This window comes from Roseovarius sp. PS-C2 (assembly GCF_018862045.1).
Taxonomy (GTDB): domain Bacteria; phylum Pseudomonadota; class Alphaproteobacteria; order Rhodobacterales; family Rhodobacteraceae; genus Roseovarius.
Genome location: NZ_JAHKSQ010000010.1, coordinates 24,304 through 50,026, shown reverse-complemented (window position 1 = coordinate 50,026; position 25,723 = coordinate 24,304). Strand labels below are relative to the sequence as shown.

At 64.8% G+C, this 25,723-nt stretch carries 33 protein-coding genes; 24 read left to right on the top strand and 9 right to left on the bottom strand.

All coding sequences use genetic code 11. The features are described from left to right. From KPG71_RS16720 to KPG71_RS16690, 7 genes are all read left to right on the top strand, one after another. Positions 1-1,239 (top strand): sirohydrochlorin chelatase, encoded by a 1,239-nt coding sequence (locus tag KPG71_RS16720; protein ID WP_216339418.1) that lies wholly within the window; start codon positions 1-3, stop codon positions 1,237-1,239. Positions 1,240-1,311: 72 nt separating this feature from the next. Continuing rightward, positions 1,312-1,959, top strand: coding sequence for a precorrin-8X methylmutase (locus KPG71_RS16715; RefSeq protein WP_216339416.1), 648 nt, complete (start codon positions 1,312-1,314; stop codon positions 1,957-1,959). Beyond that, entirely contained in the window at positions 1,952-3,154 is a 1,203-nt protein-coding gene (gene cbiE, locus KPG71_RS16710) for a precorrin-6y C5,15-methyltransferase (decarboxylating) subunit CbiE (protein WP_216339414.1), read from the top strand. The genes KPG71_RS16715 and cbiE overlap by 8 nt, the downstream gene beginning before the upstream one ends. Continuing rightward, on the top strand, positions 3,151-3,867 hold the full coding sequence (cobI, locus tag KPG71_RS16705; RefSeq protein ID WP_216339412.1) for a precorrin-2 C(20)-methyltransferase: 717 nt from the start codon (positions 3,151-3,153) through the stop codon (positions 3,865-3,867). The genes cbiE and cobI overlap by 4 nt, the downstream gene beginning before the upstream one ends. Continuing rightward, positions 3,858-5,663, top strand: coding sequence for a precorrin-3B C(17)-methyltransferase (gene cobJ, locus KPG71_RS16700; protein ID WP_216339410.1), 1,806 nt, complete (start codon positions 3,858-3,860; stop codon positions 5,661-5,663). Before cobI ends, cobJ begins: the two co-directional genes overlap by 10 nt. A gap of 34 nt (positions 5,664-5,697) precedes the next feature. Further along, complete coding sequence (gene cobM, locus KPG71_RS16695; RefSeq protein WP_216339407.1) at positions 5,698-6,471, top strand: precorrin-4 C(11)-methyltransferase; 774 nt, start codon at positions 5,698-5,700, stop codon at positions 6,469-6,471. A gap of 82 nt (positions 6,472-6,553) precedes the next feature. Next, positions 6,554-6,904, top strand: coding sequence for a hypothetical protein (locus KPG71_RS16690; RefSeq protein ID WP_216339406.1), 351 nt, complete (start codon positions 6,554-6,556; stop codon positions 6,902-6,904). A 40-nt stretch (positions 6,905-6,944) separates the two neighbouring features. Here the strand turns inward: KPG71_RS16690 and KPG71_RS16685 are convergent, their stop codons facing one another. Beyond that, positions 6,945-8,117: a MalY/PatB family protein gene (locus KPG71_RS16685; protein WP_216339405.1), complete on the bottom strand. Its 1,173-nt coding sequence runs from the start codon at positions 8,115-8,117 to the stop codon at positions 6,945-6,947. A 94-nt stretch (positions 8,118-8,211) separates the two neighbouring features. Here KPG71_RS16685 and def (KPG71_RS16680) point away from each other — a divergent pair, with 94 nt between their 5' ends. From def (KPG71_RS16680) to KPG71_RS16660, 5 genes are read left to right on the top strand one after another with little or no spacing between them, the layout of a single operon-like run. Next, positions 8,212-8,736 carry a peptide deformylase gene (gene def, locus KPG71_RS16680; RefSeq protein WP_216339404.1) on the top strand — a complete coding sequence of 175 codons (525 nt, stop codon included), beginning with the start codon at positions 8,212-8,214 and terminating at the stop codon, positions 8,734-8,736. 4 nt (positions 8,737-8,740) lie between these two features. Then, positions 8,741-9,235: a peptide deformylase gene (gene def, locus KPG71_RS16675; RefSeq protein WP_216339403.1), complete on the top strand. Its 495-nt coding sequence runs from the start codon at positions 8,741-8,743 to the stop codon at positions 9,233-9,235. A 1-nt stretch (position 9,236) separates the two neighbouring features. After that, positions 9,237-10,142: a methionyl-tRNA formyltransferase gene (gene fmt / locus KPG71_RS16670; protein WP_216339402.1), complete on the top strand. Its 906-nt coding sequence runs from the start codon at positions 9,237-9,239 to the stop codon at positions 10,140-10,142. Between the two features lie 13 nt (positions 10,143-10,155). Further along, positions 10,156-10,395, top strand: coding sequence for a hypothetical protein (locus tag KPG71_RS16665; protein WP_216339401.1), 240 nt, complete (start codon positions 10,156-10,158; stop codon positions 10,393-10,395). 3 nt (positions 10,396-10,398) lie between these two features. Then, positions 10,399-10,653: a GlsB/YeaQ/YmgE family stress response membrane protein gene (locus KPG71_RS16660; RefSeq protein ID WP_216339400.1), complete on the top strand. Its 255-nt coding sequence runs from the start codon at positions 10,399-10,401 to the stop codon at positions 10,651-10,653. A 56-nt stretch (positions 10,654-10,709) separates the two neighbouring features. On the opposite strand, the gene KPG71_RS16655 is transcribed toward KPG71_RS16660, so the two are convergent. The 7 genes from KPG71_RS16655 to KPG71_RS16625 form a co-directional block, all read right to left on the bottom strand. Next, positions 10,710-11,333, bottom strand: a complete 624-nt coding sequence (locus KPG71_RS16655) for a trimeric intracellular cation channel family protein (RefSeq protein WP_216339399.1) — start codon at positions 11,331-11,333, stop codon at positions 10,710-10,712. Then, positions 11,330-11,797 (bottom strand): ribonuclease HI, encoded by a 468-nt coding sequence (gene rnhA, locus KPG71_RS16650; protein WP_216339398.1) that lies wholly within the window; start codon positions 11,795-11,797, stop codon positions 11,330-11,332. The genes KPG71_RS16655 and rnhA overlap by 4 nt, the downstream gene beginning before the upstream one ends. Beyond that, entirely contained in the window at positions 11,790-12,410 is a 621-nt protein-coding gene (locus tag KPG71_RS16645) for a glutathione S-transferase family protein (protein WP_216339397.1), read from the bottom strand. The genes rnhA and KPG71_RS16645 overlap by 8 nt, the downstream gene beginning before the upstream one ends. Positions 12,411-12,463: 53 nt before the next feature. Further along, complete coding sequence (locus tag KPG71_RS16640; protein WP_216339394.1) at positions 12,464-12,916, bottom strand: DUF3429 domain-containing protein; 453 nt, start codon at positions 12,914-12,916, stop codon at positions 12,464-12,466. Beyond that, positions 12,913-13,530, bottom strand: coding sequence for a LysE family translocator (locus KPG71_RS16635; protein WP_216339392.1), 618 nt, complete (start codon positions 13,528-13,530; stop codon positions 12,913-12,915). The genes KPG71_RS16640 and KPG71_RS16635 overlap by 4 nt, the downstream gene beginning before the upstream one ends. An 83-nt stretch (positions 13,531-13,613) precedes the next feature. Further along, complete coding sequence (gene ispH, locus KPG71_RS16630; RefSeq protein ID WP_216339390.1) at positions 13,614-14,564, bottom strand: 4-hydroxy-3-methylbut-2-enyl diphosphate reductase; 951 nt, start codon at positions 14,562-14,564, stop codon at positions 13,614-13,616. 178 nt (positions 14,565-14,742) lie between these two features. Further along, entirely contained in the window at positions 14,743-15,315 is a 573-nt protein-coding gene (locus KPG71_RS16625; protein WP_073035500.1) for an NYN domain-containing protein, read from the bottom strand. A 139-nt stretch (positions 15,316-15,454) separates the two neighbouring features. Between KPG71_RS16625 and folK the strand changes: the two genes are divergently transcribed. The 9 genes from folK (at position 15,455) to acpS (ending at position 22,532) form a co-directional block, all read left to right on the top strand. Then, the gene (gene folK / locus KPG71_RS16620) at positions 15,455-16,021 is read left to right on the top strand and encodes a 2-amino-4-hydroxy-6-hydroxymethyldihydropteridine diphosphokinase (RefSeq protein ID WP_216339388.1); all 567 of its coding nucleotides are present in this window, start codon (positions 15,455-15,457) and stop codon (positions 16,019-16,021) included. A gap of 98 nt (positions 16,022-16,119) precedes the next feature. Further along, the gene (locus KPG71_RS16615) at positions 16,120-17,337 is read left to right on the top strand and encodes a GTP-binding protein (RefSeq protein ID WP_216339386.1); all 1,218 of its coding nucleotides are present in this window, start codon (positions 16,120-16,122) and stop codon (positions 17,335-17,337) included. 1 nt (position 17,338) lies between these two features. Then, on the top strand, positions 17,339-17,629 hold the full coding sequence (locus tag KPG71_RS16610) for a DUF6525 family protein (RefSeq protein WP_216339384.1): 291 nt from the start codon (positions 17,339-17,341) through the stop codon (positions 17,627-17,629). Between the two features lie 69 nt (positions 17,630-17,698). Then, entirely contained in the window at positions 17,699-18,058 is a 360-nt protein-coding gene (gene rpoZ, locus KPG71_RS16605; RefSeq protein WP_073035496.1) for a DNA-directed RNA polymerase subunit omega, read from the top strand. Positions 18,059-18,089: 31 nt separating this feature from the next. After that, complete coding sequence (locus KPG71_RS16600) at positions 18,090-20,231, top strand: bifunctional (p)ppGpp synthetase/guanosine-3',5'-bis(diphosphate) 3'-pyrophosphohydrolase (RefSeq protein WP_216339381.1); 2,142 nt, start codon at positions 18,090-18,092, stop codon at positions 20,229-20,231. A gap of 10 nt (positions 20,232-20,241) precedes the next feature. After that, complete coding sequence (locus KPG71_RS16595; RefSeq protein ID WP_216339379.1) at positions 20,242-20,904, top strand: DUF2062 domain-containing protein; 663 nt, start codon at positions 20,242-20,244, stop codon at positions 20,902-20,904. Positions 20,905-20,944: 40 nt separating this feature from the next. Then, complete coding sequence (locus tag KPG71_RS16590; RefSeq protein WP_216339377.1) at positions 20,945-21,694, top strand: pyridoxine 5'-phosphate synthase; 750 nt, start codon at positions 20,945-20,947, stop codon at positions 21,692-21,694. Next, a complete protein-coding gene (locus tag KPG71_RS16585) occupies positions 21,691-22,128 on the top strand; it encodes an ABZJ_00895 family protein (RefSeq protein WP_216339375.1) in 438 nt (145 codons plus the stop codon). Before KPG71_RS16590 ends, KPG71_RS16585 begins: the two co-directional genes overlap by 4 nt. Then, the gene (acpS, locus tag KPG71_RS16580; protein ID WP_216339373.1) at positions 22,125-22,532 is read left to right on the top strand and encodes a holo-ACP synthase; all 408 of its coding nucleotides are present in this window, start codon (positions 22,125-22,127) and stop codon (positions 22,530-22,532) included. The genes KPG71_RS16585 and acpS overlap by 4 nt, the downstream gene beginning before the upstream one ends. Positions 22,533-22,535: 3 nt before the next feature. Here the strand turns inward: acpS and KPG71_RS16575 are convergent, their stop codons facing one another. Further along, complete coding sequence (locus KPG71_RS16575) at positions 22,536-23,222, bottom strand: DUF1045 domain-containing protein (protein WP_216339371.1); 687 nt, start codon at positions 23,220-23,222, stop codon at positions 22,536-22,538. Positions 23,223-23,335: 113 nt separating this feature from the next. Here KPG71_RS16575 and KPG71_RS16570 point away from each other — a divergent pair, with 113 nt between their 5' ends. From KPG71_RS16570 to KPG71_RS16560, 3 genes are all read left to right on the top strand, one after another. Further along, entirely contained in the window at positions 23,336-24,037 is a 702-nt protein-coding gene (locus tag KPG71_RS16570; protein WP_216339369.1) for a fumarylacetoacetate hydrolase family protein, read from the top strand. A gap of 142 nt (positions 24,038-24,179) precedes the next feature. Further along, on the top strand, positions 24,180-25,145 hold the full coding sequence (locus KPG71_RS16565) for an SLAC1 anion channel family protein (RefSeq protein ID WP_216339367.1): 966 nt from the start codon (positions 24,180-24,182) through the stop codon (positions 25,143-25,145). Positions 25,146-25,179: 34 nt separating this feature from the next. Continuing rightward, positions 25,180-25,620 carry a hypothetical protein gene (locus tag KPG71_RS16560; RefSeq protein WP_216339364.1) on the top strand — a complete coding sequence of 147 codons (441 nt, stop codon included), beginning with the start codon at positions 25,180-25,182 and terminating at the stop codon, positions 25,618-25,620. Positions 25,621-25,723 lie beyond the last annotated feature (103 nt).

The window sequence follows — 25,723 nt, the reverse complement described above, 5'->3', positions numbered from 1 at the left end:
ATGGGCAAGACCGGTGTGTTGATCTGCGGGCATGGCTCGCGCAGCCAGTCGGCGGTGGACGAATTCGCCACCCTAGCCGAGAAACTGCCCGCCTATCTGCCCGACGAGTGGGAGATGGAATACGGCTATCTGGAATTCGCCAACCCGGTGATCCGCGACGGTCTGGACAGGCTGCGCGACAAGGGCTGCGAGCGGATTCTGGCGGTGCCGGGGATGCTGTTTGCGGCGATGCACACCAAGAACGACATTCCGACGGTGCTGAACACCTATGCCGCCAGACACGGGATCGACGTGCGCTATGGTCGCGAACTGGGTGTCGACCCGCGGATGATCGCCGCCGCCGGTGCGCGCGTGCAAGAGGCCGTGGATCGCGCCAATGACGATCTGGGCGAGGTCGCCTTGCACGATACCTGCCTTGTGGTGATCGGGCGCGGCGCGTCCGACCCGGACGCCAATGGCAACGTGTCCAAGATCGCGCGCATGCTGCAAGAGGGCATGGGGTTCGGCTGGTGCGAAGTGGGCTATTCCGGCGTGACCTTCCCGCTGGTCGAGCCTTGCCTGCAACATGTGGCACGGCTGGGCTACAAGCGCGTGATCGTGTTCCCGTATTTCCTGTTTTCGGGCATCCTGATCGACCGCATCTACGGGTTTACCGATCAGGTGGCGGGTGAATATCCGGGTATTCAGTTCGTCAAGGCGGGCTATCTGGGCGATCATCCGCAGGTGCTGGAAACCTTTGCCGAGCGCGTGCGCGAGCAGGCGGGCGCCAATCCGCCGCCCAATTGCGGCACCTGTCAGTACCGCACGCAGGAGCTGGCCCTTGACGACAGCGAGGCCCGCCGGATCACGCCTGAACAGCGGCGCGCGATGGCCGGGGATCACCCGGCGTTCAGCGACGTGCCGCCACCGACCTGCGTGCTGTGCAAATACCGCGCGGAGGTTCTGGGGTTCGAGGCCGAGGTGGGCGCGGTGCAGGAAAGCCATCACCACCATGTCGAAGGTCAGGGCGCCAGCGCGCCGGGCTCGAACGTGGCCGATTGCACCCTGTGCGACACGTTCTGCACCGGCTTGTGCCGCCTCGAAGGCGGCGGGCATCATCACCACCATGATCATGGTCACGACCATCATCATCACCACCACCACGATCACGGCCATGATCACCCCCATCATCACCACGCCGAATACCCGCATGCCGATCACCCCCTGGGGCCGGAAAGCGCGCGGAAAGGCAGGGCCTGAGCCGGGCTTTCTTCTTGCCCAAATATCCCCGCCGGAGGCATCCGACGGGGCCACCCAGCGAAAGAGTTGCAGTTGCGCCCCTACGAGAAAAACCCCTCGGCCATCTATGCCGAAAGTTTCGCCACCGTGCGCCGCGAGGCGCGGCTGGATCGCTTCGGCCCCGGCATGGAGGCGCTGGCGATCCGCCTGATCCATGCCTGCGGCATGGTCGAGGTGGCCGACAGGCTGGCCTTTTCCGAAAACGCATATGCGGCGGGTCATGCGGCCTTGCTGGCCGGTGCGCCGGTGTTGTGCGATTGCGAGATGGTGGGCGCGGGGATCATCCGCCGTTACCTGCCTGCGGGCAACGAGGTGATCGTCACGCTGAACGATCCGCGTGTGCCGGGGATCGCGGCGGGCATCGGCAACACCCGCTCGGCTGCGGCGGTCGATCTGTGGGCCGACCGGCTGGAGGGGGCCGTGGTGGCCATCGGCAATGCGCCGACGGCGCTGTTTCACCTGTTGGAACTGCTGGACGAAGGCGCGCCGAAACCTGCGGTGATCCTGGGCTTTCCGGTGGGCTTTGTCGGCGCGGCGGAAAGCAAGGCGGAACTGGCCGCGCACCCGCGCGGCTGCGAGTTCGTGGCGCTGCGCGGGCGGCGCGGCGGGTCGGCCATCGCAAGTGCCGCGGTCAATGCACTGGCGGCGGGGATCCCTGAGGAGGAGGCGCCACATGGCTGATCCGTGGTTGCATATCGTGGGCATTGGCGAGGACGGTCTGGCCGGGCTGTTGCCCGCCACCCGCGCCGTGGTGGAAGCCGCCGAGGTGATCGTCGGCGGTGAGCGTCATCACAAGCTGGCCGAAAGCGTGGGCGCCGAGCGGATCGCATGGCCCTCGCCGTTCGATGCGCTGATCGGCACGCTTAACGGATTGCGCGGGCGGCGTGTGGTGGTGTTGGCCACCGGCGATCCGCTGTGGTTTTCGGTGGGCGCGCGGATCGGGCGGGAGATCGACCCGGCGCAGATCACCTATCATCCGCAATTGTCGGCGTTCCAGTTGGCGGCGGCGCGCATGGGCTGGTCGCTGGCCGATGTGGAAACCCTGACGGTGCATGGCCGTCCGGTGGAGCAGATGATCGCCTTTATCCAGCCCGATGCGCGGCTTTTGATCCTGACCACGGGGGCCGAAACCCCGGCGCGGATCGCGGCGTTCCTGGCCGAGCGGGGATTCGGGCAGTCGAAGATGAGCGTGCTGGCCAATATGGGCGGTGCGGACGAGGCGCGCATCGATGGTGTGGCCGAAGCGTGGGATCACACGGTTCCGGAGTTCAACACGCTGGCGGTGGAGTGCATCGCCGCGCCCGATGCCGCGTTGCTGCCGCGCGTGCCGGGCCTGCCGGACGATCTGTTTCGTCATGACGGGACCATGACCAAGCAGGAGGTGCGCGCGGTGACGCTGGCCAAGCTGATGCCGATGCGCGGCGCGTTGCTGTGGGATATCGGCACCGGTTGCGGATCGGTCGCCGTGGAGTGGATGCGCGGCGCGCGTTATGCCCGCGCCATCGGGATCGAGCCGCGCGCGGACCGGCGCGAGATGGCCGCGGCGAATGCGCTTGCGCTCGGGGTGCCCCGGCTGGAACTGGTCGAGGGGCATGTGCCGCAGGCGCTGGAGGGGCTGGCCGCGCCGGATGCGGTGTTCATCGGCGGCGGGCTGAGCCGGGAAACGTTTGAGGCGGCATGGGTGGCGCTGCGCCCGTTGGGGCGGATGGTGTGCAACGCGGTGACGCTGGAAAGCGAGGCGCTGTTGGTGGCGTTGCACAAGGATTACGGCGGGCAGTTGGTGAAGCTGTCGGTCAACCGCGCCGCGCCGGTGGGGGGGTTGACCGGCTGGCGGCCCCTGATGCCCGTCACCCAGTGGAGCCTTGTGAAGCGATGAGCGGGCAGGGGCAGAGCGGCGTTCTCTACGGTGTCGGGCTGGGGCCGGGCGATCCGGAGTTGATGACGCTGCGGGCGCATCGGCTGATTGCGCAAGCGCAGGTGGTGGCCTATCCCAGCCTTGAGGGCGGGGCGAGTTTTGCACGCTCGATTGCCGCCGGGGCGATCCCGGCGGGCGCGCGCGAGATCGTGATGGACGTGCCGATGACGGTGGAGCGCGCCCCGGCGCAGGCGGCCTATGATACGGGGGCCGCGGCGATTGCCGCGGAGCTGGAGGCGGGCCGGGACGTGGTGTGCCTGTGCGAGGGCGATCCGTTTTTTTATGGCTCGTTCATGTATCTGTTCGCGCGCCTGTCGGGGCGGTTCCGGGTCGAGGTGGTGCCGGGAGTGACCTCGATCACCACATGCGCGGCGCGGGCCGGGATGCCGCTGGCGGCGCGAAACGAACGCCTGACGGTGTTGCCGGGGCCGCTGCCCGAGCCGGAGTTGCGTGCGCGCATAGACGGGGCGGAAAGCGTGGCGATCATGAAGGTGGGCCGCCATCTGGCCAAGATTCGGGGCGTGATCGAGGCGCTCGGGTTCACGGATAGGGCGGTTTACGTGGAGCGTGCGAGCCTGCCCGACGAGGTGGTCTGCCCGCTGGCCGAGGCGCCGGACAAGGCGCCGTATTTTTCGATGATCTTGCTGACGAAAGGGGCCGATCCATGGCTGTGAAACCTGTCGTTCTGGCGCTGAGCCGGTCGGGGGAGGATGTGGCGCATCGTGTGGCGGCGCTGTTGGGGGCGCAGGTGCATGGGCGCGAGGGGCGTGTCGGCAAAGCCGATGCGTTTTTTCCCAACGCGCTGGATCATGCGCGCGATCTGTTCGCCGCCGGGGTGCCGGTGATTGGCGTCTGCGCCAGCGGTATCCTGATCCGGGCGGTTGCGCCGCTGCTGGCCGACAAGCGGGCCGAGCCGCCTGTGGTTTCCGTCAGCGATGACGGGGCGGTGGTGGTGCCGCTGTTGGGCGGGCATCGCGGGGCGAACCGGCTGGCCAGCGAGATCGCCAAAGGGCTGGAGGCCGTGGCGGCGGTGACGACGGCGGGCGATGTGGCGATGGGCGTGGCACTGGATGAGCCGCCTGCAGGCTATCGGCTGGCCAATCCCGACCATGCCAAGGGGGCGATGGCGGCTTTGCTAGGCGGGCAGGGTGTGTCGATCCGGGGCGAGAACATCTTTGGCCTCGAGGACCGGGGCGGCACGGTGGAATTGCTGGTGAGTGAGGCACCGGCGCAGGGTAGTGCGGCGCGGCTGGTGTATCATCCGCAACGCTTTGCCCTTGGGCTGGGGTGTGCGCGCAATGCCGATCCCGAAGAGATGTGGGCATTGGTGTGCGACACGCTGGATCGGGCCGGGATCGCGCAAGGAGCGGTGGCCTGTGTGGCGTCGATCGACCTCAAGGCCGACGAGCCCGCGATGAACGAGGTCGCGCGCCGGTTGGGCGTGCCGCTGCGGCTGTTCACCGCCGGGGAGTTGGAGGCGCAGGCCGAACGGTTGGCCAACCCGTCGAAGGTGGTGTTCGCCGAGGTGGGCTGTCATGGCGTGAGCGAAGGCGCGGCGCTGGCCTGTGGCGGCGATCTGCTGGTGGAAAAGCGCAAGACGGCCAATGCCACCTGTGCCGTCAGCCGCAGCGAGAGCCCGATCACCGACATGCCGGGCCGCGCGCGTGGGCGGCTGAGCGTGGTGGGCATCGGACCCGGTCAGGCAGCGTGGCGCACGCCCGAGGTGAGCCGGCTGATCGCCGAGGCCGAGGAACTGGTGGGCTATGGGCTCTATATCGACCTTCTGGGGCCTCTGGCGGCGGGCAAGACGCGCAGCGATTTCCCGCTTGGCGGGGAAGAGGCGCGGTGCCGTTATGCGCTGGAACAGGCGGCGCAGGGCAGGAACGTAGCGCTGGTTTGCTCAGGGGATGCGGGCATTTACGCGATGGGTGCGCTGGTGTTCGAATTGCTGGACCGGGGTGCGGAGGAACACGGCGTCAGCGATGCGGCGCACCGGGTCGAGGTGGTGTGCAGCCCCGGCGTGTCGGCCCTGCAAGGGGCGGCGGCACGGGCGGGGGCGCCGCTTGGGCATGATTTCTGCACGATCTCGCTGTCCGACCTGCTGACCCCGCGCGAGGATATCCTTCGCCGTCTGCACGCCGCCGCCGAGGGGGATTTCGTGATCGCGTTCTACAACCCGGTATCGAAGACCCGCCGCACGTTGCTGGCCGAGGCGCGCGACATCCTGTTGCGGCACCGTCCGGCGGAGACGCCGGTGATGCTGGCCAGTTCACTGGGCCGCCCCGAGGAGCATGTGCGCTATCGCCGTCTGGAGGATTTGCAGGTGGACGAGGTGGATATGCTGACGGTGGTTCTGGTCGGCTCGAGCAATTCGCGGCTGGCGCAACTGGGTGAGGGGCCGCGCATGTTCACGCCGCGCGGCTATGCGCGCAAGATCGACGGTGATCTGGCGGCAGGGGGCGGGAAATGAGTATTTTTGGAAAGATGAAGTCGGGGGCTTTGGCATGACGGTGTATTTCATTGGCGCGGGGCCGGGCGACCCGGAGCTTCTGACCAAAAAGGCCGAGCGGGTGATCGGCGAATGCCCTGTGTGTCTCTATGCCGGGTCGCTGGTGCCTGCCGAGGTCGTGGCTTGTGCGCCCGAGGGGGCGCTGGTGATGGACACCGCGCCGATGACGCTGGACGAAACCCATGCCGTGATCCGCGAGGCGCATGGCAAGGGGCAGGACGTGGCGCGGGTGCATTCGGGCGATCCGTCACTGTATGGGGCGATTGCCGAGCAGATCCGGCGGCTGCGCGCCGACGGGATCGACTATCGGATCATTCCCGGCGTCCCGGCCTACGCGGCGGCGGCGGCGGCACTGGGGCAGGAGTTGACCGTGCCGGAGGTGGCGCAATCCATCGTGTTGACGCGGGTGTCGATGAAATCGACCTCGATGCCCGATGGCGAGACATTGGAGAATTTCGCCCGCACACGCAGCACGCTGGCGATTCATCTGGGCGTGCGCGCCCTGCGCGAGATCGAGCGCGTGCTGACCCCGCATTACGGGGCCGATTGCCCTGTGGTGGTGGCCTATCGCGTGGGCTGGCCGGACCAGATGTTCATTCGCGGGACGCTGGCCGATATCCGGCTGAAGGTGCGCGACGAAAAGATCACGCGCACGGCGCTGATCCTTGTGGGGCCGGTTCTGGGCGAGATCAGCGATTTCACCGAAAGCGCGCTTTACGATCCGGCGCAGCCGCATGTGCTGCGTCCGAAAGCAACAGTTTCGGGCTGATTTGCGTCAACACGCAAGATTTCACGTGATCGTAATAGTGCGGTGGCACAGACTGTTGGCATGATTCTGGGGATGTAGTGCCATGACCACCTATTTGCCGCCCGATGTGCAGGCGGGCCTTGACGAGGCCCGCAAGCGCGCCGTGAGACAAAGCCGCCGGTTGCGGGTTCATGCCGGGGAGGATGCCTATCCGGTGCTGCGCGCCTGGGAGGGCGGGTTTGCCGTGGAGGCCGACAAGGCGGGGCATTTGCGCGGGCTGGTCGATCTGTATGACGGGACGAAACACCTGTCGCATTGCCTGATCGTCGCCTCCGAGGAAGAGGGCGGCGAGATTCGCTTCGAGCTCAAGCGGGTGACCCCGGCCAGTGACGAAGCGCCCGTCGATTTCGAGCGCGACCCGCAAGCGCCGGTGGCGTTGATCGGGCGGGACTGACCGGCGCGGGGCGGGGTCGCGCCGGTGCCCTGTCGTGCGACTATTGCAGGTCGGCAAAGGCCGCGTGCAGGCGTTCGACGGCTTCGGCGATCTGCGCGCGGGGCATGCCGATATTGAAGCGCAGGAAGGATTCGCCGCCCGATCCGAAGGTCGAGCCGTAGTTGACCGCGATGCGGGCGTCCTTGTTGACGCGGCGCTTGTATTCCTCGCGGCTCATGCCGGTGCCCGAGAAATCGACCCATGACAGGTAGGTGGCTTCGAGGGGCATGGATTTGACGCCGGGAATGGCGTTGACGCCGTCGTCGAACAGTTTGCGGTTGCCGTCGAGATAGGCCACCAGTTCATCGACCCAGGCCGCGCCTTCGGGGCTGTAGGCGGCGGTCGTCATGGCGATGCCGAAATCGTGGGTGCCCAGTGACAGGGCCGACATCCGCGCCTTGAGCTGGCCGCGCAGCATGTCGTTGGACACGATCATCTGGCCGGTATGGGTGCCCGCGATGTTGAAGGTTTTCGACGGCGCGGTGAGCATGATCAGCCGGTCGACGATACCGGGATCGGCCAGCGGCATGGGGGTGTGGGTCTGGCCCGGATAAACGAGGTCGTGATGCACCTCGTCGGAGATGAGCAGCAGGTCGTGGCGGCGGGCGAAGTCGCCGACGGCGCGCAGTTCGTCCTTGCTCCAGACGCGGCCGCCGGGATTGTGGGGCGAGCAAAGGATCAGTATTTTCTCGTCGCCGGTCATCAGGGATTCGTAGGCGTCGAAATCCATCCGATAGCGGCCGTTTTCATTGACCAGTGGGCATTCGCGCACATTGCGCCCGGCGGTGCGGATGACGCGGGCGAAAGCATGATAGACGGGCGTGAGCAGCACGACGCTGTCACCGGGGTTGGTCAGCGTGTCGACGGCAAGGCCGACGGCATTGCACAGGCCGGTGGTGGTAAGAATCCAATCGGGATCGACCTGCCAGCCGTGGCGGTTTTCCATCCACCACGCGATGGCGGATGTGTAGGGGCCGTAATCGCCGAGATAGCCGTAGATGCCGTGTTCGAGCTTGGCGCGCACGGCGTCCTGCACACAATCGGGCGAGCGGAAATCCATGTCGGCCACCCACATGGCCAGCCCGTCATCGGCAGGGACGCCATAGTTCTTTTCCATCATGTCCCATTTGCTGGACAGGTGGCCGCGGCGGTCGATGATGTCGTCGAAATTCATGGCTGTCTCCCTTGAGTTGCGGGCAGGCTAGTGATTTGCACGTCAGGTGCAAGGGGCGTTGCGGATCGGGGAGCGATCACCTAAATGAAGCGGCATGAAACGTCCGATCCTGATCCATCCCGACCCGCGCCTGAAAAAGGTCTGCGCCCCTGTGCCCGACCTGTCGGACCAATTGCGCGCCTTGGCGGACGACATGCTGGAAACCATGTATGACGCGCCGGGGATCGGGCTGGCCGCGCCGCAGATCGGGGTGCTGGACCGGCTGATCGTGATGGATTGCGTCAAGGACGAGAACGAGGCCCCCCGCCCGCTGGTGATGTTCAACCCCGAGATCGTGGCGGCCTCGGACGAAATGAATGTCTATGAAGAGGGCTGCCTGTCGATCCCCGAGCAATATGCCGAGGTGAAGCGCCCCAAGGTGGTGGATGTGCGCTGGATCGACCGGGACGGGAACGAGCAGAGCGAAACCTTCGACGGGCTGTGGGCGACCTGTGTGCAACACGAGATCGACCACCTGAACGGCAAGTTGTTCATCGATTACCTGGGCCCGATGAAGCGCCAGATGATCACCCGCAAGATGCAGAAGCTGAAGCGCGAACAGGCCAAGGCGAGGGCCTGAGCGGATGGCCGTGCGGCGCTGTCTGCCCTGGCCCGACAAGCGGCTGAAAAGCGTGGCCGCGCCGGTTACAGCGGTGACGGACGATATTCGCGCCATCTGGGACGACATGATCGACACGATGGAAGCGATGCCGGGTGTTGGCCTTGCGGCGACGCAGATTGGGGTCATGCAGCGGCTGGCGGTGGTCGATGCCAGCGCCGGGCGCGGCGAGGCGGTGCGCATGGCCAACCCCGAAATCCTGCATTCCAGCATCGAGTTGCGCGAACACGAAGAGGCCAGCCCGAACCTGCTCGGCGTGTCGGCAAAGGTGAAACGCCCGCGTGCGGTGACGGTACGTTTCCTGAACGAAGCCGGAGAGATCGAAGAGCGCGATTTCGTCGGGCTGTGGGCGACGTCTGTGCAGCATCAGATCGACCATCTGAACGGACGGTTGTATTTCGACCGTCTGTCGAAGGTGAAGCGCGACATGCTGTTGCGTAAGGCGCGGAAGGTGGGCTGAGATGCGCGTGATCTTCATGGGAACGCCGGAGTTTTCGGTGCCGGTGCTGGATGCCCTGATAGGGGCCGGGCACGAGGTGGTGGCCGTGTATTGCCAGCCGCCGCGCCGGGCGGGCCGGGGCAAGAAGGAACGCCCGACGCCGGTGCAGGCCCGCGCCGAAGAATTGGGGCTGGAGGTGCGCCACCCCGTCAGCCTGAAGGACGGGGCCGAGCAGGCGGCCTTTGCCGAGCTGCAGGCCGATATCGCCGTGGTGGTGGCCTATGGGCTGATCCTGCCGCAGGCCATTCTGGATGCGCCGGGGCGCGGGTGCCTGAACATTCACGCCAGCCTGTTGCCGCGCTGGCGCGGGGCGGCACCGATTCACCGGGCGATCATGGCGGGTGACGCGGAAACCGGCGTTTGCATCATGCAGATGGAGGCCGGGCTGGATACCGGCCCGGTGCTGTTGCGCAAGGTCACGACGATCGGGGCGCGGGACACCACCGGGGACTTGCATGACCGGCTGTCCGAAATGGGCGCGCGGGCGATTGTCGAGGCGTTGGAGCGGCTGGACGATCTGACGCCTGAGAAGCAGCCCGATGCGGGCGTGACCTATGCCGAGAAGATCGATAAAGCCGAGGCGCGGGTGGACTGGACCCGGCCAGCGGCAGAGGTCGACGCGCATATTCGCGGGCTGTCGCCCTTTCCCGGCGCGTGGTGCGAGGTGAATGGCGAGCGGGTCAAGTTGCTGGCCTCGACCGTTGCCGAAGGCCACGGCGTACCCGGTGAGGTGCTGGACGATGCGCTGACAGTGGCCTGTGGCGAGGGGGCCGTGCGGCTTTTGCGCTTGCAACGGGCCGGGAAGGGCGCGCAGGATGCCGAAACCTTCCTGCGGGGGATGAGTATCCCTGCGGGTGCGCGTCTGTAACGAGGAGATCGCGATGTTTCTGACTCTGTTCGGAACGGTGGTCGTGGCCGGGATCGTCGGCTACCTGTCGGAAAAGACGGGGTTCACCCGCAACGGGTATCTGCAATCCATCATCATCTGCGTGGGCGGGGCGTTCCTGTTTTATTTCCTGCGGATCATGTTCGGGATTCGCTTTGGGGCGCCGGGGGTGGATGCGATCCTGTCCTCGATCGGGGCATTGGTGATTGTCCCGACACATTGGCGGCGGAGATAAGGCATGGGCGTTATTTACCTGATCATCATTGGCGCGGCAGCGGGGTTTCTGGCCACGCGGCTGATGAAGCTGGAAACTGATATCGTCACCACCATCGCCATCGGCATCGCCGGAGCGCTGATCGGCGGGTTCGTGTTGCGCATGGTGCTGACGGTCGCCGGATTGCTGGGCGGTTTGATCGGTGCGGTTCTGGGGGCGTTGCTGCTGATCTGGCTGTATCAGACCTATGTCGCGGGGCGTGGCGGGCCGAAAAAGTAGATCGCCCTGCGGGCGATGCCTGCGGCGCGAGTATTTCCGGAAAAGTGAAGGCGCGGTCAGCTTTTCGGCGGGCGGGCCCTGTAGACCGGCAGGCGCCAGCCGAAGGCGATGGACCCGGCGCGCAACACCCATGTGAGGGCGGCGCAGGTGCCGAGGATCAGGGTCATGTCATTGGTCAGCGCGGTCAGGGCGACGGCGGCGAGCGAGCCTGCAAAGGCGGCGGTCACGTAGAGTTCGCCCTGTTTGAGGACCAGCGGGACTTCGTTGCAGACCACGTCGCGCATCAGCCCGCCGAAACAGCCGGTGACGACGCCCATGATCACCACGATAGGCCCCGGTTGCAGCATTTGCAGCGCGGCGGCCACGCCTGCGGGAACGGCCACGGCCAGTGCGAAACTGTCGAGCCATGTCAGCCAGCGGTAGCGGCTTTCGGCCAGATGCGCGGTGAAGAAGATCAGCAGGGCGGCGGTGCAGGCGATCAGGATGTAATCGGGGTTGCCGATCCAGAAGACCGGGTTGCGATCCAGGAAAACGTCGCGCAGCGTGCCGCCGCCGACCGCCGTCAGGCTGGCGACGAAGGCGAAGCCGACGATATCGAGCTGCTGGCGCGAGGCGACCAGTGCGCCGGTCAGGGCGAAGACCAGGACCGAGGCGTAATCGAGCAGCGCGAGGGCTGTCATGCCTCGGCCTTGCCGGGTTTGAAGGGGGCCATGCCCGCGCGGGCCAGTTCGTCGGCGCGTTCGTTTTCGGGATGGCCCGCGTGGCCCTTGACCCATTCCCATGTCACGCTGTGGCGGTGTTGCGCGGCCTCAAGACGTTGCCAGAGTTCGACGTTCTTGACGGGCTTTTTGGCCGAGGTTTTCCAGCCGTTGCGCTTCCAGCCGTGAATCCAGCCCGTGACACCGTTTTTCACATAGGCGCTGTCGGTGACGATGGTCAGGGTGGAGGGCCGGGACAGGGTTTCCAGCGCGGCGATCGCGGCCAGAAGTTCCATGCGGTTGTTGGTGGTTTCGGCCTCGCCGCCACTGAGTTCGCGTTCCTTGACGACGGTGCCGTTTTCCACCGCCTGCAACAGCACGCCCCAGCCGCCGGGGCCGGGATTGCCGGAACAGGCGCCGTCGGTATAGGCGAACAGCTCAGCCATGATCGAACAGCCCCCGATAGCCGGGCAGGGCGGCGACGCGCCCGCACCATGCGGTGATATTGGGAAAGCGGGCCATGTCGAACCCGCCGCGCGACTCCGCCGTGTGGGTATAGGCATAAAGCGCGATGTCGGCGAGGGTGGGGGTGGTGCCGGCGAACCACTCGCGCCCCGTGAGGGCGTCTTCCATGATTTGCAGGAGCGCGTGGCCGTCCGCCAGCAGCTTCGCCATGAGCGCGGGTGTCGCCTGTTCGGCCAGGTGGGGGTAGGAGTTGAGCGAGGCGCGCACAGCGATCACCGGCTCGTGCCGGTTCTGTTCGAAGAACATCCAGGCGAGCATTTGCGACTGGGTCAGGAGATCGTCAGGAACCCAGCCGGTGCCGTGGGCCAGATACCACAGGATGGCGTTCGATTCCGACAGGATCGTGCCATCCGGCAGGTGCAGGGCGGGCAGCTTGCCGAGCGGCAGGTGGCCTGCCGCCTTGGCGCTGGCGGTTTCGGCGGACTGCATTTCACAGGCGACATGGGTGTAGTCGCGCCCCAGAAAGGACAGCAGCAGCCGTATCTTGTAGCTATTGCCCGAGGAGGGCATGGAATAAAGGGTCAGGTCGGTCATGGCGGTCCTGTTGCAGTCTGGGGCGGCGGGTGTCAATCCGCGCGAGAGGGCGATCAGAAGAAGACGCCGATGGTCAGGCAGGTCACGACCACGGCTGTGAGGGCGAGGCGGAGCGACATCCACCACTCGGGCGCGGCGCCGTGACGCCAGAACAGCCAGTCGAGCCCGAGGATGCCGATGAACCCGGCGATCAGGGAAATCGCCGATCCGGTCGGGCCGCCGCCGGTCATGAAGAAGGCCCAGAGGGCGGGGATGACCGACAGGACATAGCCGGTACTGGCCTGTGCGCCTTCGAGACGGGCGGCGAAGCCCCAGAGCACGCCGGACATGAAGGACAGGATCACCGCGCCGTAAAACAGCATCACGTAAGGGCCCGCAAAGCGCCCTCCGAGGGTGCGGGCGGTCCAGCTGGCCAGATCGGGGAGAAGGACGGTGATCGCGCCCCAGACGAAGGGGATCAGACCGGTGAGGCCAAGGATCAGGGGGGCGCGGGGGATCGCGCTCATGCCGTTTTTTCCAGTGCGAGGCGCGCGCCGAGCGTGGCGAAAATGGCCGCGAAGCTGCGGTTCAGCCAGCGCATTGCGCGTTCGGAGGCGAGCAGGCGATCGCGCATGGCGGCGGCGAAGCTGCCATAGAGCGTGAACACGATGAAAGTAAGCGCCATGAAGACGGCTCCGAGGCTGACCATCTCGGTGGTGGCGGTTGCGGGATCGCCCGACAGGAACGGGGGGAGCAGGGCGAGGAAAAAGATCGAGAGCTTGGGATTGAGAATGTTGATCAGCGCGCCGCGCCGGGCGATGGTGAGTCCCGGTTCCGACCGGCGATCGGGGCGCACGGCCAGTGCACCGTCCGATTTCACGGCCTGGAACGCCAGCCACAGCAGATACGCCACCCCGGCGAATTTCACGACCTGAAACAGCAGGGCCGAACTGTGCAGCAGCGCGGCGAGCCCGAGTGTGGCGGCGACAAGTGCGGGCACGATCCCGAGGGTACAGCCGAGAGCGGCCATGAACGCCGCGCGGCGGCCCTGCCCGAGGCCGATGGCCAGCGTGTAGATCACTCCGGTTCCGGGCGCGATGACGACCACGAGCGCGGTGACAAGGAAATGCAGGCTCATCATGCTTTGGTCTCCCTCGGTTCGCGGTCATGGGGCCTGAGCGTGACGGAACTGTCAAGCGATCCCGGCACCCGGCACGTCCGCGCTCAGGCCGGTTCCCTCATGACGCGCGGGACTTTGAATTCGACGTTTTCGGTGGCGGTTTCGATGGTTTCGACAGTCACGTCATAGCGGGACTTGAGGGCGTCGATCACCTCGTTCACCAGAATTTCGGGGGCGGAGGCCCCGGCGGTGATGCCGAGGGAGCGGATACCGTCGAGGGCGCGCCAGTCGATGTCGGTGGCGCGTTGCACCAGTTGCGAATAGGTGCAGCCCGCGCGGCGGCCCACCTCGACCAGGCGCTTGGAGTTCGACGAGTTGGGTGCGCCCACCACCAGCATCGCGTCGGCGTTCGGGGCCAGGGCCTTGACCGCCTCTTGCCGGTTGGTGGTGGCGTAACAGATGTCTTCCTTGTGCGGCCCCCTGATGGCGGGAAAGCGGGCCTGCAACGCGGCGACGATATCGGCGGTGTCATCGACCGACAGGGTGGTTTGGGTGACAAAGGCCAGCTTGCCGGGGTCGCGCACGTCGAGCGTTGCCACATCGGCGGGGGTTTCCACGAGCAGAACCTCGCCCTCGGGCAACTGGCCCATCGTGCCGATGGTTTCGGGGTGGCCTGCGTGGCCGATCATGACGATCTGAAGGCCCGCTTCGGCGTGGCGTTCGGCCTCGATATGCACCTTGGACACCAGGGGGCAGGTGGCGTCGACATAGAGCATCTGGCGTTCGGCCGCCGCGGCGGGCACGGATTTCGGCACGCCGTGGGCGGAAAAGATCACCGGGCGGTCATCGGGGCATTCGTCGAGCTCCTCGACGAAAACCGCCCCCTTGGCGCGCAGATCGTCCACGACGTATTTGTTATGCACGATCTCATGCCGCACATAGACAGGTGCGCCCCATTTCTGCAGGGCCATTTCAACGATCTTGATAGCGCGGTCCACGCCTGCGCAAAATCCCCGCGGCGCGGCCAGGTATAGGGTGAGGGGCGGTTTGGTCATGCTGGGCCTCCTGTTGCGCTCAGAGGTAAGACCATGGGCCGTCCGCGTCCAGAGGGAAGGCGGGAATGGGCGGAAGTAAGGTGCGGGGAGGGGGGAGCGGCCTGCATCGGAGGGGAGGCGCACGCAAAGAGGTGACGTGCGCGCCCGGAGTGAACGGGCGCGCGCATGGAAAGCCGTATCAGTCGCTGCTTTGATAGGCGTCGTCGCGGGACTGGCTGAAATCGCGCGGCGGGCGCCCGATCACGTCTTTGAGGTCTTCGAGCTCGATGAAATTGTCGGCCTGACGGCGCAGGTCGTCGGCGATCATCGGCGGCTGGCTGCGGATCGTGGATACGACCGAAACGCGCACGCCCTGGCGTTGCAGGCTTTCGGCCAGGGGCCGGAAATCGCCATCGCCCGAGAACAGCACGATATGATCGACATGCGGCGCCAGTTCCATCGCGTCCACGGCCAGTTCGATATCCATGTTGCCCTTGACCTTACGGCGGCCCTGACTGTCGGTGTATTCCTTGGCCGGTTTGGTGACCATGGTGAAGCCGTTATAGTTCAGCCAGTCAACCAGAGGGCGAATCGGCGAATATTCGTCGTTTTCCAGCAGAGCCGTGTAGTAGAACGCACGCAACAGTTTGCCGCGACGCATGAACTCGGCGCGCAACAGTTTGTAGTCGATGTCGAAGCCGAGAGATTTTGCGGCCGCGTACAGGTTCGACCCGTCAATGAACAGCGCAAGCCGTTCGTCTTTGTAAAACATACAGAATGTCCTTTCAAATTCACTTGTTCCGGCCGCAATGAGCGTTCAGTGAGTGGATGCCGGACGGAACAATCAGTAAAACTAGGATATCCGGGCGGGAACGCAATAGAAAACGCCTTGTCCTTAAGGATAGGAAACAATGGTTGAGAAACAGAGTCCGTTGATCGCCATCGGTGGAAATATGCCGTCGCGGGCGGGCGATCCGGCCCGGACGTTGCATGCTGCGTTGCAGCGTCTGAGCGCGTTGGGTGTGCCGGTCGATGCCGTGAGCCGGTTTTACAGAACGCCCTGTTTTCCACCCGGAGCGGGGCCGGATTACGTGAATGCCGCAGCGCGGCTTTCCTATGACGGCGAACCGGAAGATCTGTTGGCGGTGTTGCACGAGGTCGAGGCGTTTATGGGGCGCGAACGGGTGCGCAGATGGGGGCAGCGGACGCTGGATCTGGACCTGATCGCCGTGGGCGAGACGGTATTGCCGGACAGGCAGACATATGCCGAATGGCGCGATCTGCCGCTGGAGCGGCAAATGCAGGAGGCCCCCGACACCCTGATTCTGCCGCATCCACGGATGCAGGACCGGGCCTTTGTTCTGGTGCCGTTGGCGGATATCGCGCCGGGGTGGCGTCATCCTGTCTCGGGGCGGACGGTGGCGCAGATGCTGGCGGATTTGCCGGACGAGATGCGGAACGAGGTGCGGGCGCTGTAACGTCATGGCGAGGCCGGAAGGGGGGTTGCATTCCCCGGATCGACGAATGTAATAGTATAACATCACATTTACAGCGATGCGCGAAGGAGACCTGACCCATGCCACAGCCTGACCGACGCCTGCCGGTAACCGTTCTTTCGGGATTTCTGGGGGCAGGGAAGACCACGCTGCTCAACAACGTGCTGAACAATCGCGACGGGCGGCGGGTGGCCGTGATCGTCAACGATATGTCCGAGGTGAATATCGACGCTGATCTGGTGCGCGAAGGTGGCGCGAACCTGAGCCAGACCGAGGAAAAGCTGGTGGAGATGACCAATGGGTGCATCTGTTGCACCCTGCGCGACGACCTGTTGCAGGAGGTGCGGCGCCTGTCGGACGAGGGGCGGTTCGATTACCTGCTGATCGAATCCACCGGGATCGCCGAGCCCCTGCCCGTGGCGGCGACCTTCGAGTTTCGTGACGAGGCGGGCGACAGCCTGTCGGATGTGGCGCGGCTGGACACGATGGTGACGGTGGTGGATGCGGCGAATCTGCTGGCCGATTATTCGAGCCACGATTTCCTGAGCGATCGCGGAGAGGTGGCGGGCGATGGCGACGAGCGCACGCTGGTGGACCTTCTGGTCGATCAGATCGAGTTCGCCGATGTCGTCGTGTTGAACAAGGTCGGCGATGCAGGCCCTGAGCAGACCAGCGCGGCGCGCAAGATCGTACGCAGCCTGAATGCGGATGCGCGCCTGATCGAGACGGATTTCGCCGAAGTCCGGCCCGAGGCGATCTTTGATACGGGGCTGTTCGATTTCGACAAGGCGCATGAGCATCCGCTATGGGCAAAAGAGTTGTACGGGTTTGCCGATCATGTGCCGGAAACCGAGGAATACGGCGTGTCGTCTTTCGTGTACCGGGCTCGGCGGCCGTTCGATCCGCAAAAGGTGCATGCGGTTCTGAACGGCCCGCTGCCGGGGGTGATCCGGGCCAAGGGGCATTTCTGGCTGGCCAGCCGTCCAGACTGGGTGGCCGAGTTCAGCCTGGCCGGGGCGCTGTCGAAGGTGGCGCCGCTCGGGACATGGTGGGCCAGCGTCCCGCCCGAGAGTTGGCCGGATCATCCGCAGGCGCAGGAGTACATGGCGCGTCACTGGCAGGAGCCGTTCGGAGACAGGCGGCAGGAACTGGTGTTCATCGGCACGGGCATGGATCGTGCGGCGATCTGCGCGGCGCTGGACGGGGCATTGACGGGATCGGACACGGCGTTCGATCCGCAGGAGTTTACCTACCTGCCCGATCCGTTTCCGGTCTGGCGCAGGCAAATGGCCGCCTGACATGGTCACGAACTGCCGCAGCACGCTTGGCCGGCGCCGGATGGCGCGCAGCCCGATGGCCGATTTCGACCGGCTGCTGCCCGCCGCGCGCCGCTGGCTGGCGGCGGCGGTGCTGCCGTGGTCGGCGCGATCCGTGGCGCGTGTCTGGCACAAGGCGCTGCATGAGTCGGGCGGTGACGAAAACGCGGCGCTGGCGTATCTCGACCGTGTCGAACAGGCCCGTCTGGCCCGTGAAACGGTGCGGATATGGGGGCCGCTTCATCCTGTTTTCGCAGGTCGGGCGGGTGCCTGATTCTCTGCTTGTAAATCCGGGCGCGAGGCCTTAGATAAACCACTTCTGCAGAGATTTATCGGAGGTCCCATGGCCCGCGTTACCACTGAAGATTGCGTTGACAAGGTTCCCAACCGGTTCGAACTGGTCATGCTTGCCGCGCATCGGGCTCGTGAAATCTCGGCCGGTGCGCCGCTGACCGTGGACCGCGACAACGACAAGAACCCGGTCGTGGCCCTGCGCGAAATCGCCGATGAAACCCAATCGGCGGACGAATTGCGCGAACGCCTGATCGAATCGAACCAGACCCAGATCGAGGTGGACGAACCCGAAGAGGATTCGATGGCCTTGCTGATGGGCGGCGGTGAGCCCGACAAGCCCGAAGCCGACGACGACATGTCGGAGGAAAAGCTGTTGCGGGCTCTGATGGAAGCCCAGGGTCAGGGCTGAGCCTGACGACAATTCCGGAGCTGCGGGCGGCATGATTTCGGTTGATGACCTTGTCGCGCTGATCCGCACCTACAACCCCAAGAGTGACGAAGCGCTGATCCGCGCGGCCTATGATTATGGCCGCGACATGCATGAGGGTCAGTTTCGCCATTCGGGGGAACCCTACTTCAGCCATCCTGTCGCCGTGGCTGCGATCCTGGCCGAGCAGCGGCTGGACGATGCCTCGATCATCACGGCGCTTTTGCATGACACGATCGAGGATACCCGCGCCTCCTATGCCGAGGTGGCCAGCCGCTTTGGGGCCGAGGTGGCCGATCTGGTCGATGGCGTCACCAAGCTGACCAATCTGCAGCTGTCCAGTTCCGAGACCAAGCAGGCCGAGAACTTCCGCAAGCTGTTCATGGCCATGTCCAAGGATTTGCGGGTCATTCTGGTCAAGCTGGCCGACCGGCTGCACAACATGCGCACGATCAAGGCGATGCGCCCGGAAAAGCAGGCCCAGAAAGCGCGCGAGACGATGGATATCTTTGCGCCGCTGGCGGGCCGCATGGGCATGCAGTGGATGCGCGAGGAACTGGAGGATCTGGCATTTCGCGTGCTGAACCCGGATGCGCGCGCCTCGATCATCCGCCGCTTTATCACCTTGCAGAAGGAAACCGGCGATGTGGTCGAACACATCACCGGCGACATGCTGCACGAACTGGACAAGGCCGGCATTCAGGCCGACGTGTTCGGACGCGCCAAGAAGCCCTATTCGATCTGGCGCAAGATGCAGGAAAAGGAGATGGGGTTTTCCCGTCTGAGCGATATCTACGGGTTCCGCATCATCACCCGGAGCGAGGCGGATTGTTATGCCGCGCTTGGGGCGATTCACCAGCGTTGGCGCGCTGTGCCGGGGCGGTTCAAGGATTACATCAGCCAGCCCAAGTCGAACGGGTACCGTTCGATCCACACAACCGTCTCGGGGCGCGACGGCAAGCGGGTCGAGGTGCAGATTCGCACGCAGGCCATGCATGACGTGGCCGAATCGGGCGTGGCGGCGCATTGGTCCTATCGTGACGGTGTGCGTGTCGAGAACCCGTTTGCCGTTGATCCGGCCAAGTGGATTTCCGGCCTGACCGAGCAATTCGACGCCGAGGAAGATCACGAGGATTTTCTCGAAGCGGTCAAGCTGGAGATGTATGCCGACAAGGTGTTCTGCTTTACCCCCAAGGGGGATGTGGTGAAACTGCCGCGTGGCGCGACGCCGATCGACTTTGCCTATGCCATTCACACCCGGATCGGCAATGCCACCGTGGGCGCCAAGGTGGACACGATGCGCGTGCCGCTGTGGACCCGGATCAAGAACGGCCAATCGGTCGAGATCATCACCGCCGACGGTCAGACGCCACAGGCGACATGGCTGGACATCGCCACCACCGGCAAGGCGCGTTCGGCCATCCGGCGCGCCCTGCGCGAGCTGGATCGCGACCGTTACATCAAGCTGGGCCGCGAACTGGCGCGTTCGGCGTTCGAGCATGTCGGCAAGAAGGCCACCGACAAGGCGCTGGACTCGGCGGCGACGACCTTGCGGGTCAAGGGGCGGGACGAGGTGCTGGCCCGTCTGGGCAGCGCCGAGTTGACGGCGCGGCAGGTTTTGCATGCGGTCTATCCCGATCTCGCGCCGAAGGATGCCGAAGAGGTGGGCCGCGACCGGGCGGTGATCGGCCTGTCCGCCGATCAGAGTTTCGAGCGCGCCCGCTGTTGCCAGCCGCTGCCGGGCGAGCGTATTGTGGGTATCACGTATCGTGGGCGCGGCGTGGTGGTGCATGCGATCGACTGCGAGACACTGTCCGCTTATGACGACCAGCCCGAGCGCTGGCTGGATCTGCATTGGCACGCGGGCAAGCATCCGGCAGCCTATGACGTGACGCTCGATATCACCATCGGCAACGATGCAGGTGTGCTGGGGCGGATTTGCACATTGATCGGCGAGCAGAAGGCCAATATCTCGGACCTGACATTCGTGGATCGCAAACCGGATTTCTTCCGACTGCTTGTCGATGTCGAACTGCGTGACGCCGAGCATCTGCATGGCGTGATTTCGGTTCTGAACGCGGAAAGCGATGTTGCCGAAGTGGAACGCCGTCGCGATCCGCAAAGAGCCGGGGTGTCGAGCGCCCCAGAACGCTAGGAGCACACAGGTGGTCTTTAAACGCCGAGACAGACGTCCGATCTGGCAGATCGTGGCAGACTTCTTCTGGCCGCGCGGCGGCTGGGGGCGGGCGTTTCGGTATGTTCGCCACCGTCTGCACCGTCTGCCCGATCCGCCGCACCGGATCGCACGGGGTATTTTCGCGGGCATCTTCGTGACCTTTTCGCCCTTGTTCGGCTTTCATTTCCTGTATGCGGCGACGCTGGCCTGGGTCCTGCGCGGCAATATCGTCGCGGCCTTGCTGGCGACCTTCGTGGGCAATCCGCTGACCTTCGTGCCGATCGGGGCGATGTCGTTGCAAACCGGGTATTTCCTGCTGGGCATGCATCACGGGTCTGCGGATGAGGTGCATCGCTCCCTTGGCGGGAAATTCGTGGATGCGGGGCGCGACCTGAAAGACAATCTCTGGGCCGTTTTCACGGATGCGCCGGTGGATTGGAGCCATCTGCACCTGTTTTATGACGAGGTGTTCTTTCCCTATCTGATCGGTGGCATGATCCCTGGCCTGATCGCCGGGCTGGCGGGGTATTACCTGAGCCTGCCGGTCATCCAGGCCTATCAGAATCGCCGCAAGGGCGCGCTCAAGGCCAAATGGGCCGCGATCCGGGAAAAAGCCGCGCAAAAGGCTGACGCCAAGAACAATCAGGACTAGTCTGAGCGGCGACTCGGGACGCTCAAGGAAAGGCTGTGCGATGGCGACGACGGAAAAGCTGCGGTTGGGGGTGAATATTGACCATGTGGCCACCGTGCGCAACGCGCGCGGCGGGGCCTGCCCCGACCCGGTGCGCGCGGCCAAACTGGCCGAAGAGGCCGGGGCCGACGGGATCACCGCGCATCTGCGCGAAGATCGCCGCCATATCGTGGATGCCGATATCGACGGGCTGATCGCGGCGCTGGAATGTCCGTTGAATTTCGAAATGGCCGCCACGGCGGAAATGCAGGCAATTGCCCTGCGCCACAAGCCGCATGCCGCGTGCATCGTGCCCGAAAAGCGCGAGGAGCGCACGACCGAGGGTGGTTTGGACGTGGCGGGGGATGAAACCCGGCTGGCCGGTTTCATTGCGCCGCTGCGCGAGGCCGGGTGCCGCGTGTCGCTGTTCATCGGTCACGAACCGCGCCAGATCGAGGCTGCCGCGCGGATCGGTGCGGCGGTGGTCGAGCTGCATACGGGTGCCTATTGCGATTTCCACGCCGAGGGGGATTTTGCCCGCCGCGACGCCGAGTTGGAGGCGCTGCGCGAGGGGGCGGCGCTGGCCCATTCGCTGGGGCTGGAGGTGCATGCGGGGCATGGCCTGACCTATGACACCGTACAGCCCGTCGCGGCCATGCCCGAGGTGGTCGAGTTGAATATCGGGCATTTCCTGATCGGCGAGTCGATTTTTCGGGGTCTTGCGCCCGCGATTGCCGAAATGCGCCGCCTGATGGATGAGGCGCGGGCGTGAATTACCTGCGCTATGCCATCGTTTTTCTGGTCGTCGCGCTTGGCGTGGCTCTGGCCGTGGCCGGGCTGAATGCGCAGGTGGATACGCAGCTTGGATCGTCGGCGCAGTTGATGGTGCCGGCGATGATCGCGGCGGTGATCGAAGGGCAGCAGTTCGCGCGCAAAATGGGGCGCAAACCCGATCCGGGCGAGGCGTGGCGCTTTACCTGGGTGGCCGGTGTGATCGCGGTGGGGCTGAACGTGGCGCTTGCCTATGGCGCGGCGGGGATCGCGCCCGAGTTCGGCAAACTGGCCATCGCGCCCGCGTTGTCGAAACAATTCCTTATTCTGCTGGGGCTTTATGCCGGGGGCTATGTGATCTGTAACCGGCTGTTTCTTGGCCTTGGGGCGGGGAACCAGCTGACCCTGTTGCGTGATCGGGACGGAACGGAATGATCCTTGGTATCGGCACCGATCTGGCGAATATCGACAGGATCGCCGGAACGCTGGAGCGGTTCGGCGACCGGTTTCGCAACCGGGTTTTCACCGAGACAGAACAGCGCAAGGCCGAACGCCGCGCCGATGTGGCGGGCACTTATGCCAAGAGATGGGCCGCGAAAGAGGCCTGTTCCAAGGCGCTTGGCACCGGGTTGCGCATGGGGATCGCGTGGAAGGACATGGCGGTGAGCAATCTGGATACGGGGCAACCGCGGATGCATGTCACCGGCTGGGCGGCGGATCGGCTGGCGTCGATGACGCCTGCAGGGCACGAGGCGATTATCCATGTCACCCTGACCGACGATCACCCCTGGGCGCAGGCCTTTGTGGTGATCGAGGCGAGGCCGTTGGCCGGGGGCTGAGCGTCAGCCGGTCAACTCGTGCCGGGCGATCAGGTGAAAGCGTCCATCTGCGGCCTCGCCCATCAGGCACAGGGTCGCGATGCGAAACGGTTGCGGCAGAAGCGGGGCGAGATGCGGCTTTAGCACCTGTGCGGTCTGGCGGGCCAGCGCCTTGGGCAGTTTGCCGGTCAGGGTGATGTGAAAGCGGAAGGATTCCATCACATAGGGGTATCCCCATTGCAGCAACAGCGCGTCCTGTTCCGGGTTGAGATTCGCGGCGCGGCGATGGGTCAGTTCGGCCTCGGTCATTGAGGCGCGAAAGGCATCGAGGATGCGCACCGCGTTTGCGGCCAGGGCGTTGAGCGCGGTTTCGTCCCCTTCCGGGCGCAAGGCCAGAAAGCGGCCAAGCTGCGCCAGTTCCAGCCCGTCCAGCGTGACGGCGGGCTGATCCGCGCAAAAGGCCGCGAGCGCGTCGTTCAGGGCGTTTTCGGTCGTGCCGGGCGCCAGGCGGAAGGGCGGTTTGATCGTGGCGTGCAGCCCGTATTTGCGCGGGGTGTCGGTGATCTGTTCGGCAGGCAGGGGCAGGCCGTCGATACGGGGATGCGCCATGTCCTGCCCGCTGGCCGCATCCCAGCCCAACCATGCCGCGCCGAATTCGGCCAGCGGGCCGGGCTCGGGGAGGTAGTAGATTGCGTAGCGTTTGAAAATCATGGGCTGTCTTTTGCTGAGCGTGCGTAACGCCTTCATGGCACAGGATGCATGCCGCGCCAATCGGATGCGGGGATCGCTTTGACAGGGGGCGGGGTAGGGCGCATAACGGCAGCATGAATGATGACCTGCTGTTCGATCCGCCCGCCACGCCCCGTATTCCGGTTGCCGGGGACGACCGCGCCTTTCCGGTGCGGCGTATCTTTTGCGTCGGGCGCAATTACGCGGCCCATGCCGCCGAGATGGGCAATCAGGTGGATCGCGAAGCGCCGTTCTATTTCACCAAATCCGCCCATGCGCTGTGCCTGACCGGGGGGCGTATCCCTTACCCTCCGGGGACTGGGGATTGCCATTACGAGATGGAGTTCGTTGTCGCCATCGGTGCGCCTGCGTTCCGGGTCGGCAAGGCCGATGCGATGGAGGCGGTGATGGGCTATGCCTGCGGGATCGACCTGACCCGGCGTGATTTGCAGGCTGCGGCCAAGGACAAGCGCCGCCCTTGGGATCTGGGCAAGGATTTCGAGAATGCCGCGCTGATCGCGCCGATCACGCCTGCGGCGGAGTTTGGCCGGATCGGTGATCAGCGGATCATGCTGGAGCATGACGGGGCCGTGGTGCAGGACGCGCGGCTAAGCGATATGGTTTGGTCCGTCCCGGAACTGATCGCGCATCTTTCGGGATTCTATCATCTCGCGCCCGGCGATCTGATTTATACGGGTACGCCAGCGGGCGTCGGGCCGATCCGTCCCGGCAGCCTGCTGAAAGGTGCGGTCGAAGGGCTGACCCCTGTCGAGGTGGGCATCGCACCGGCCGAATGAGCGCCGCATAAGCGGATATCCGGGCATGTTCGCGTCATCGTTGTATCGCGATGGCCATTTTTCCCAAAAGGTTTGATCTGGATCAACGAGACTCGGTCTCGATATATGCTGAATGCGGAATGTATATTTACGGAGCCGCATGATGAGCGAGCAGACGCATTCCGCACTGGAGCATTTTCCGATCACCTTCTTCACCACGGTGATGGGCATGTCGGGGCTAACCTTGGCCCTGCATGCGGGTGAGCGAGCGCTTGGCCTGACGAATGTGACGTCAAGTGTCGCGCTTGCGGCCACGGTGGCGCTGTTCGTCGTCGTCGCGCTGACCTATGCGGCCAAGGCGCTGCGCTATCCTGCTGCGGTGGCGGCAGAGTGGAACCATCCGGTCAAGCTGGCGTTCTTTCCGGCGGTGTCGATTTCATTGCTGTTGATGGCCACGGCGATGCTGGGCCGGTTTCCCGGCGTGGCGCAGGGCATGTGGCTGGTGGGTATGCTGTTGCAAGGAGTGCTGACCGTTCTGGTCGTCACCGGCTGGATCAGCACGCGCTCTTTCGTGCATGGGCATCTGTCGCCTGCGTGGTTCATTCCGGCGGTGGGTAACGTGATCGTGCCGATTGCCGGAGCGCAGATGGGCTATGTCGAGATCAGTTGGTATTTCATGTCCATCGGCCTGATCTTCTGGGTCGTTCTGCTGACGCTGGTGATGAACCGGCTGATCTTTCACGATCCGTTGCCGGGGCGCTTGCAGCCGACCCTTGTCATCCTGATCGCGCCTCCGGCGGTGGGGTTCCTGGCGTGGCTGAGGCTGAACGGCGGGGTGATCGATCCGTTCGCTCATATCCTGCTGAACGCCGCATATTTCTTTGCCCTGCTCGTGGCCGTGCAATTGCCGCGCATCCTGAGGCTGCCCTTCGCGATGTCCTTTTGGGCACTCAGCTTTCCGGTGGCGGCGCTGACCATTGCCAGTTTCGTCCATGCCGGTGTGGCCAAATCCGGTTTCCACCAGATGCTTGGCATGGCGCTTTTGGCGGCGTTGATCGTGATCATTGCCGCCCTGATCATCCGCACCTCGCGCGCGGTGATCGCGGGGGCCGTTTTCCAACCCGAATAACCACCACTCACCCCAACCCTGAAAGAGGTTCACGATGAAAAAGACCCTGACTGCCCTGACGTTGGCCGCTACCACCGCATTTGCCGGTGCCGCGCAGGCCGAAGACGACAACAAGCTGGTGACGGTCGTCACATCGGGCGATGCACAGACACAACTGATGTCGATGGTGCTGACCATGCAATCGGTTCAGCAGGGCGCCAAGGCGCAGATCCTGTTGTGTGGCCCGGCGGGTGATCTGGCCCTCAAGGACGCCCCGGCCAGCGCCACCACTCCGCAAAAACCCAAGGACATGAGCCCGCAGGGCCTGATGAAGATGATCATGGAAAAGACCGATACCACGGTCGAAGTTTGCGCGATCTACCTTCCGAACAAGGGCGTGGATGCGTCGGCCCTGTTGGATGGTATCACCGCTGCCAAACCCCCGGCGATGGCTGCCGCGCTGATGGCGGACGATACCACTGTCCTGAGCTTCTGATTGGTTTTCCCCTCGTGCGTAACGAGTGATCTGTTTCGGTTTAAATAGTATCGTGGTTAAGGAAAGGGGCGCCCGGATCATCCAGGCGCCCCTTTTCAGTGTT